Source organism: Tsuneonella sp. HG249 (genome assembly GCF_053819205.1).
Genome location: NZ_JBSOQY010000008.1, coordinates 1 through 7,730, shown reverse-complemented (window position 1 = coordinate 7,730; position 7,730 = coordinate 1). Strand labels below are relative to the sequence as shown.

Below are 7,730 nucleotides of genomic sequence, written 5' to 3'. Positions count from 1 at the left end.
CCCGCATGCATCCGCTGCCGGACACCACGCTCAACGCCAGCGAACTCAAGTACCGCGACTTCCTGACCGTGGCGCTCAAGATCAAGTCGGAGGACCTGTTCCCCGACAACTGGATCTACATCCACGACAGCAAGGTCAAGGTCGGCCGTGTGCAGAACTTCCGCTCGTGGAGCCCGGAGATGGTGCCGGATCCGAGTGTGGCATGCGTCGGTCTCGAATACTTCTGCTTCGAAGGTGACGGGCTGTGGTCCATGGCCGACAACGACCTGATCGAACTGGCGGCGAAGGAAATGAAGATCCTCGGCCTGCTCGATCCCAAGGATGTGGTCGGCGGCGCGGTGGTGCGCCAGGAAAAGGCCTATCCCGTCTATGACGAGGATTACGCTGCCAACGTCGCGGCGATGCGCTTCGAGCTTGAGGAGAAGCACCCGACGCTGCACCTCGTGGGGCGTAACGGAATGCACCGCTACAACAACCAGGACCACGCGATGATGACCGCGATGCTCACAGTCGAGAACATTCTCGCCGGCGAGCGGGTCTATGACACCTGGTGCGTCAACGAGGACGCCGAGTATCACGAGGCGGGCGACGAAGGCGCCGAGAAAGCCATCCCCGCGCGCGAGACCACGCTTCAACCCACGCCCGATCAGGCCGCTGCGCTGGCCTCGGTCCGCGAGGTGCCGAAGCGGGTACGGGCCTAAGGCCGACGCCATGGCACTCGCTGACCGCCTGCCCTCGGTGCGGGCCCTCGTATTCCCGAAGTACCTTGTGGCCAGCGTGGTGGCGCTGGCGGCCGACGTCGCGCTGTTCCTGCAGCTGATTGCCATGGACATGAGCCCAGCGCCGGCCTCGGCCATCAGTTACTCGGTGGGCATATTCGTCCACTGGCTTCTCTCGAGCCGGATCGTTTTCCATGGACGCGTCGCGCGCGGAAGGAGGGCCCGCGCCGCCCAGCAGCTGCAGTTCGTCGTGTCGGCCCTGATCGGGCTGGCGCTGACCACCGGCATCGTGGCGACTGGCTCCTATCTCGGGCTCGACCCGCGTCTCGCCAAGCTCGTCGCAATCGGCGTCAGCTTCGTGGCGGTGTGGCATATCCGCAATCGGTACGTCTTTCGCACCGGGCATCGCGGTATGGTGGACCTCTAGCGCGCGATGTCCACCCGACCCAGCCCCGTGGATGGGAGCCCGGCCCGGGCCAAAACCCATCTCGGGAGGTTCTTGACAGTCGCCAGCATCGCGCTGGCGACGCTGCTGCTCGCCTGGCCGGCCGTAGTGAACCGCGGCCCCTTCCTGATCGCCGACACCACCGGTTACTTGCGCAGCGCGGACGCAGCAATCTCGAGCACCCTGTCCTACCGCTCGATCTGGTCGGACAAGCGCGACGCCTACGCGCCCGGCGCTCGCGGGGAAGTCCCCGCCGCGTCGGCCGCGCTTCCTGCGGCGGCGCAACCGGCGCATCCGCCACTCATCGGCCGATCGATCTACTATGGCGCGCTGATCTACGGCCCAGTGGTGCTGTTCGGCGAATTCGCTGGCATTGTTCTACAGTGCGCGCTGTGCGCGATCGTGGTCTGGCTCGCGCTTGTCCCCTTCCTCGGGGCCAGCGGCCCGCGGCGTCTCGCCGGCTACTTCGGGACGATCGCCTTTCTCGCTTTGGGCACTTCGCTGCCGTTCACGGCCACATTACTGGTGCCCGATTACCTGACGGGCCTGGCTACCGTCGCCTTTGTATCGCTGCTGTTGTTCCGGGATGCATACGATCGCTGGCAGACAGCAATTCTAGTCGGCGTCATCTTGCTCGCAGCGCTGTCGCACAGCTCCAACCTGCCGCTGCTGCTCGCCCTGGCTGCGGCCGGATTGTTCGTCCGCCGGATGAACCTTCTCCGCGCCACCGCCATCCTGGCGGCGCTGTGCGCGGTTGCGCTCGGATCCGCGGGCGAGGCTCTATTCGTCTCGGCAGTCGAGGCGAAGACGGGTTTGACCCCGATCCGCCCGCCTTTTCTCACCGCGCGCCTGATCGCCGACGGGCCCGGCTTCGCGTTCATGCGGACACGGTGCGACAGCGAGCCCTTCGAAGTCTGCCGGTACATCGCGCGCACGCCCCACGACAGCGACCAGTTCCTGTGGAGCGAAGGCGATGAAGGCGTGTTCTCGACCTCGAGCTTTGCGTCGCAAACCCGGCTTTCCCACGAAGACATGAAGTTCGCCCTAGCGACCTTCAGGCAATTTCCGTTGCAGACCCTCGATTCGAGTGCAAGGGCGTCCGTGAAGCAGCTCTTCGCCAGCGACCTTCGCATCTGGCGCGGCAACTCCGGGGGACCTCCGCACTACAATCTCGCCAATCTCCCCGCTCCCGTTGCCAAGCGAATGGGGGATACGCTGAGCTATCGCGGCGCGATGCCGGTCGAGCCGTGGCAGTCGATCAGTCCGCTGGCCGCGCTGGCCGCCCTCGCGGCAGCGGTCTGGTGCATGCTCGAGAGCCGCAAAGGCAACAATGGGCGCATTCGGCGGATAGGCCTGGGACTGGCCCTGGTCGTGTTCGCCATCGTCGTCAACGCGGCGATCGCCGGGGGCCTTTCCAAGCCTGACGCGCGGTACAGCCTCCGCGTCATCTGGGTACTGCCCTTCTTTGCGTACCTGCTCGCCTGGATAACGCTACAGGGACGTCGTCGCTAGCGGCGCCCCTGCCGGGCGGGTGGAGCGCGCCCGGAGGTCCCCCACCCTGCGGTTGAGTACCTGTTAAGCAAGATCGGCTAATTATCCGGAGATGGCCAATCGGTTCACAGGATGGGCGGTTAGCATCGCGGCCGCGATATGCGCGGGCTGCGGCCTCGACGTGCGCGAGCGAGCGCTAGCCGATATCGACCTTTCCGATCAAAGCGCCGTGGCCGCGATCGGGCGCCAACTTCCGGCCCGAGAGCAGACTGCCTTCCTGACTTACGCCCTCGTCCACTGGCCGGGCTCGAAATCCTTCTGCGGCAAACCGATGAAAGTCGCTGGCCTCGCGCCTGCCACGGTGGGCGAGGCCATCGCCGAGACCATCGCGTTCGAGGCTAAGCTCGCAGTCACGCGCCGCGAAGCGACCCGTCCCCTGGCCGGTGTCGCCCGCGCGGTCGAGAGGAACCGGATGCTGCTGGATCGCTACGAGGAACTGCTGCTCCGGCGCCAGATGCTGGCGACGGGTGACACGCCGGGACGAGACGCCGCGCTGGGTGCACTTGACCGCGAAATCGAGCAGATCAAGAACAGACGCGGGCAACTGGCGCTCTAGCCAGCCACTCAATGTTAGCGAAAGACGTGCGCGTCCTGTCGCCGCGGGTCGGCGAGAATTCTGAACACCTGGCCGCAGCGGCTGCGCCTTCGCTTTAGAACCCGGGTAGACGGCCTCTCCGGAGCGGGTCGGAAGATTTCATTAACCATGTCCGCCAAGCTGATGTTAGGCAAGACGGGTTAACGCGCCTTCAACCTTGCCGTTGAAGGAAGTTTGAGTGTGAAGGTAATGGCGTCCTGTCTCGCCTCGGCCCTTTTTCTGGCCTCGCTGTCCGGTTGCGGCGGCGGTGAAGCGAGTTCTCTCGTAAGCACCGAGACCGGCGGCGCCGTAGCGGCCACTCCCACCCCCTCTCCCACGCCGTCTCCCAGCGCCACGGCGGCATCCTCACAAACCGGGTATATCGCAACGCAGGATGAGGAAGGCGCTCCAGGCTTCATGGCGCCGTTCGATGTCGAGAGCGGCCTGCAGCCGGCGTGGGGAACAGGCGCTATCCCCGATCTGTATACCCCCGACCGCAGCGAAGGCGCGTTTCGCTTCACCTGTGGGGGGGCGGGCAAGCTGCGCTACGACGATCCAGTGGTCTATCCCGGTCAGCCCGGCAAAAGCCACCTTCACCAGCCCTGGGGCAACGCCGCCTTCGATGCCTATACTACGCCTGCGCGGCTCGCCGCGAGCGCCGAGACCGACTGCAACGCGACCCCGTTCAGCCTCAACCGGTCGCTCTACTGGATGCCCGCGCTGATCCTCGCGAACAGCAGCACGGCGATCCAGCCAGACCTTGTGGCGGTCTATTACAAACGCAGCGCCAAAGGCTCCGCGGAATGCGACCCGGCCAGTCCGCGTTTCGTCGGCAAGTGCATCACGCTGCCTAACCAGATCCGCTTTATTTTCGGCTGGAACTCAGCGAAGCCAACGGCGAAGATCGAGGGCGCCAGCTGGTACTGCTCGGGGGGAACCGGGAAGCACTACACCAACCTGGACGATGTATTCGCGAGCGGCTGCAAGCCCGGCGACACCCTCGTTGCCAATACCCTTGCGCCCGACTGCTGGGACGGCAAATACCTCGATACGCCCGATCACCGTTCGCACATGGCCCATTCCGGCTGGTATGGCGACGACGGCCTGCGGCATTGCCCGGCGAATTTTCCGTTCCTCATACCGCAGCAAGAAAACAAGGCGATGTGGACCGTGACCGCGGACATGATCGGTGCCGACGGTCGCAGCCGCGTCGGCCTCGCGAGCGATCACATGCTGCCCGGAGCTCGGCCCGGCGAAACGCTCCACGCCGACTACGTGGAGACTTGGGACACGCGGGCGAAGGCGATGTGGGTGGCGAATTGCATCGACCGGGGTCTGTCCTGTTCGGGCGGCGACCTTGGCAATGGCAAGCAGCTGATCGGCGCCGCGCAGCCATCCTACGGATGGATCAATCCGGCGGCGCGCGTGCCTTTCCCGGCTACGTAAACCTGCCGACCCGCGCAGCGCGTGTCTCCTGGTTGGCTGCGGTGCGCAGCCTCAGGTCAGAAGGCATTGTCGTGGACGAGCACGCGCAAGGTGCGAAGGATGATGAGGACGTCCTGAGTCAGCGACCAGTTGGTTAGGTATTCGAGATCGCTGCGGACACGCTGGCGCAACGAGTCAGCCGTGTCCGTCGCGCCCCGGTAGCCTCGAACCTGCGCCAGCCCGGTTATCCCGGGCTTGAGAGCATGCCTGATCCAGTAGTTGCCGTCCGCTTCCCAGAAAAGCTCGTCGCCCGCCAGCGAGCCGAGCGCGTGCGGTCGTGGCCCGACGATGCTCATATGCCCCCGTATGACGTTGAACAGCTGGGGTAGCTCGTCGATGCTTGTCCGGCGCAGGATGCGGCCGATACGAGTTACCCGGTGGTCCCCACGCGAGGCGGAAACCGCCCCGTCGGCATCGCTCCCGGCAACCGACATCGTGCGAAACTTCAAGATCCTGAACTGACGGTTGGCGCGACCCACCCGGACCTGCCGAAAAAACACGGGACCGCCATCCTCGATCCTGATGAGGATCGCCGCGGCGATGAGCACCGGCGAGAGAAGGAGGACGGCCGTTATCGCGACGACCAGGTCGAACGCCCGTTTTTGCAGCCGATTGGCAAGGCTGAGCGGGCCTCTCGAGAGCACGAGGGTATCCTCGGCTCCATAGCTGCCAACGGCGACCGCACCGTGCAGGAGATCCCTGTCGAGAAGTATCTCGCCGCCGACGTCCTGGCTCTTGAGGAAGGTCGCCCAGTTCGCGCGGCGTTCGAAGCGGCAGGCGACAATGACTCGATCGTACGGAGCGATAATTTGCGCCAGCGCATCGATCGTCGCGGGCTTGCGAAGATCGGGCCATAGCCCCATGGCCTCTACATCGACGAAATCGAAACCCTCGGACGGCTCGACCGGCAGTCCGTCGCCAAGCACGAGGGTGGCGGTGGCGGATCCCTCCATCCAGCGCGAGAAGATCAGGTTTTCGATGACTTTGGCGGCCACGATGAATCCGGCAGCTCCAACGAACGTAACCACATACCCCACCCGCGACAGCGTCTGTTCCTTGAGGAAGAAGGACAGCGCCAGCACGACGAGGGCGGTGACAAGGAGAGCGCTCAGCGCACGCTTCATGGCAAGGGAGCGGCTGGCGAGCGATTCGACCGATTGCGTCTCCTGGGCGATCTCGCACATCAGGAAAACCGGCAGAGCAACCGCTATGATCGGCAGGCCACCGGTACCGAGCCAAGCTTGCTCACGCAGTTGTAGCGCGAGGGCATAGCCAAGCAACAGCGAGGCGCAGTCCATGACAAGGGAAACGCCATATATGACCACGCGCTTCTTGCGCGCCGGCAGGCTGCGCGCAGCCGCTCCCCCGTCGTGGCGACCAGGATCGATGTTGGCGTGCGTCTGAATATTCATCAGTGATCTAGAGCTCGCCTAAAACGCAGCACCGCGGAAGCACCTGCCAGGTTCGCGTTATCCCGTCGGGATGCGCACTTTCAGCACCAGGATTACGTACGCGAGTACGCCGCCCATCATCAGCAGCGCCCAAATGTCCTCGCCGGCGTTTCCGATCTGATTGGCGACCGCACAGCCGATCGCGGGCGGCGCGTACTGCCAGAGCTTGTCTTTCGGGATTTCTTCCGAAGAGCGCTGCAGCAGCAGCGTGACCAGTCCCGCGAATGCGAAAATGGTCGCCCAGTCCCACAGCGTTTCCATAATCCGGTCGACCTACCTTTCGAGTTAGCCCAAGTGTAAGGCTATTAGCCCCCTATCGTCTATCGGCCGTACGCACGCCATTGGGGCTTCGAGTCCAGCTTTGGCACAAAAAATCGTTCCTTTCCCGCGATTTTACCGGAACTTTCGACTCGCCGAATCGTAAACAGGGCGTTAACCAATCGGTTAGCCCAATCCCCGATTCGCTAACGACAGCAATGGGTTTCGTGATCGGGTAACCTGTGTTTCGAAAAGGGAGCGACGATGATGAGTGTGGTCGTGAAAATTGCCAAGAGTGCGCTGCTGGCCAGCGGCCTCGTCGTTATGAGCAGTGCCGCCAATGCCGCTGCGACCCTTACCTTCGAAGGAGGACAGGGCGGTTTGAAAGCTGGCGAGACGGACTACGCCAATTTCGACACCACCGTGCCGCCCGTGAGCACCACCGGAACAGCCGGCGTATACAACGGTACGCAGCCCGGGACCGCCGCAGAACCCGCTTTCGGCGATCAGGGCGACAACTATTTCGCCGTGCTCGCCAGCAGCACCGCGACGTTCAGCTTCATCAATTCGCTGTCCCAGTTCGGGTTCGACCTTGGCTCGGCGGATGACTACAACTTCCTGACCGTGTTCTTTGGCGGCGGGCTCAGCCAGACATTCACCGGCGCGCAGCTCAACCCCCCAGGACCGGCCACCGGCAACCAGGAGATCGCACAGACCAACGGCCGGGTCACGATCTTCGCAAACGACCTTGGAGGCATCACCGGATTCACCTTCGGATCGCAGCAGAATTCGTTCGAGTTCGACAACATCGGAACGATCTCGGCAGTTCCGGAGCCGGCGACTTGGGCTCTCCTGCTGTTCGGCTTTGGCGCGATCGGCTTCGGCATGCGACGCCGTAAGGCACAGAACGCGCAGCCGAGGATGCGGATAGCCTACGGCTGACACGACTGGCGGTCCTCGAACACCGCGGCATGGGCGGTCCGGGTTTACCCGGGCCGCCTTTTGCTTGTAGGGCGCCGCGTGCGCGGCGGAGCCGCCCAATGCATGACCTCCTAGCAGTTCACGACGGCCAAAACCCAGGCGGCGTGAGTTCCTCGTTTTCCAACAACAGCGTCCTCGCGGGAATCCAGTCTTCCCGCACCGACGCCTTGGTGGCGGCACATTCATAGCCGCACTCATCGGCGGCATGCTCGTCGATCGACGCGCCGCCGGGCCAGCCATGACCGGTGAGCGCGGGGAACCAGTCC

General features: G+C 64.2%; 8 protein-coding genes and 1 pseudogene. 6 read left to right on the top strand and 3 right to left on the bottom strand.

What is annotated here, in order from left to right; genetic code table 11:
• The 5 genes and pseudogenes from ACWPM1_RS14770 to ACWPM1_RS14750 form a co-directional block, all read left to right on the top strand.
• Window positions 1-701, top strand: a pseudogene (locus tag ACWPM1_RS14770) (FAD-dependent oxidoreductase); the annotation flags it as partial.
• Window positions 702-711: 10 nt separating this feature from the next.
• Window positions 712-1,146: a GtrA family protein gene (locus ACWPM1_RS14765; protein ID WP_455695656.1), complete on the top strand. Its 435-nt coding sequence runs from the start codon at window positions 712-714 to the stop codon at window positions 1,144-1,146.
• A 72-nt stretch (window positions 1,147-1,218) separates the two neighbouring features.
• Window positions 1,219-2,676, top strand: a complete 1,458-nt coding sequence (locus ACWPM1_RS14760; RefSeq protein ID WP_455695655.1) for a hypothetical protein — start codon at window positions 1,219-1,221, stop codon at window positions 2,674-2,676.
• A 91-nt stretch (window positions 2,677-2,767) separates the two neighbouring features.
• Complete coding sequence (locus ACWPM1_RS14755; RefSeq protein ID WP_455695654.1) at window positions 2,768-3,271, top strand: hypothetical protein; 504 nt, start codon at window positions 2,768-2,770, stop codon at window positions 3,269-3,271.
• 435 nt (window positions 3,272-3,706) lie between these two features.
• Window positions 3,707-4,735: a DUF1996 domain-containing protein gene (locus ACWPM1_RS14750; protein ID WP_455695653.1), complete on the top strand. Its 1,029-nt coding sequence runs from the start codon at window positions 3,707-3,709 to the stop codon at window positions 4,733-4,735.
• 56 nt (window positions 4,736-4,791) lie between these two features.
• On the opposite strand, the gene ACWPM1_RS14745 is transcribed toward ACWPM1_RS14750, so the two are convergent.
• Window positions 4,792-6,186, bottom strand: coding sequence for an exopolysaccharide biosynthesis polyprenyl glycosylphosphotransferase (locus ACWPM1_RS14745; RefSeq protein WP_455695652.1), 1,395 nt, complete (start codon window positions 6,184-6,186; stop codon window positions 4,792-4,794).
• 57 nt (window positions 6,187-6,243) lie between these two features.
• A complete protein-coding gene (locus tag ACWPM1_RS14740) occupies window positions 6,244-6,486 on the bottom strand; it encodes an XrtV sorting system accessory protein (RefSeq protein ID WP_455695651.1) in 243 nt (80 codons plus the stop codon).
• 276 nt (window positions 6,487-6,762) lie between these two features.
• Between ACWPM1_RS14740 and ACWPM1_RS14735 the strand changes: the two genes are divergently transcribed.
• Window positions 6,763-7,425 (top strand): Npun_F0296 family exosortase-dependent surface protein, encoded by a 663-nt coding sequence (locus tag ACWPM1_RS14735; RefSeq protein WP_455695650.1) that lies wholly within the window; start codon window positions 6,763-6,765, stop codon window positions 7,423-7,425.
• A gap of 118 nt (window positions 7,426-7,543) precedes the next feature.
• Here ACWPM1_RS14735 and ACWPM1_RS14730 read toward each other — a convergent pair.
• Window positions 7,544-7,730 (bottom strand): hypothetical protein (locus ACWPM1_RS14730; protein ID WP_455695649.1); only part of this gene is annotated, 187 nt, incomplete at its 5' end.

Excerpts from the sequence above, each read along its gene's own strand:
- ACWPM1_RS14765 (WP_455695656.1), top strand. The coding sequence starts at position 712 with ATGGCACTCGCTGACCGCCTGCCCTCGGTGCGGGCCCTCGTATTCCCG.
- ACWPM1_RS14740 (WP_455695651.1), bottom strand. The coding sequence starts at position 6,486 with ATGGAAACGCTGTGGGACTGGGCGACCATTTTCGCATTCGCGGGACTG.
- ACWPM1_RS14750 (WP_455695653.1), top strand. The coding sequence starts at position 3,707 with ATGGCGCCGTTCGATGTCGAGAGCGGCCTGCAGCCGGCGTGGGGAACA.
- ACWPM1_RS14745 (WP_455695652.1), bottom strand. The coding sequence starts at position 6,186 with ATGAATATTCAGACGCACGCCAACATCGATCCTGGTCGCCACGACGGG.
- ACWPM1_RS14755 (WP_455695654.1), top strand. The coding sequence starts at position 2,768 with ATGGCCAATCGGTTCACAGGATGGGCGGTTAGCATCGCGGCCGCGATA.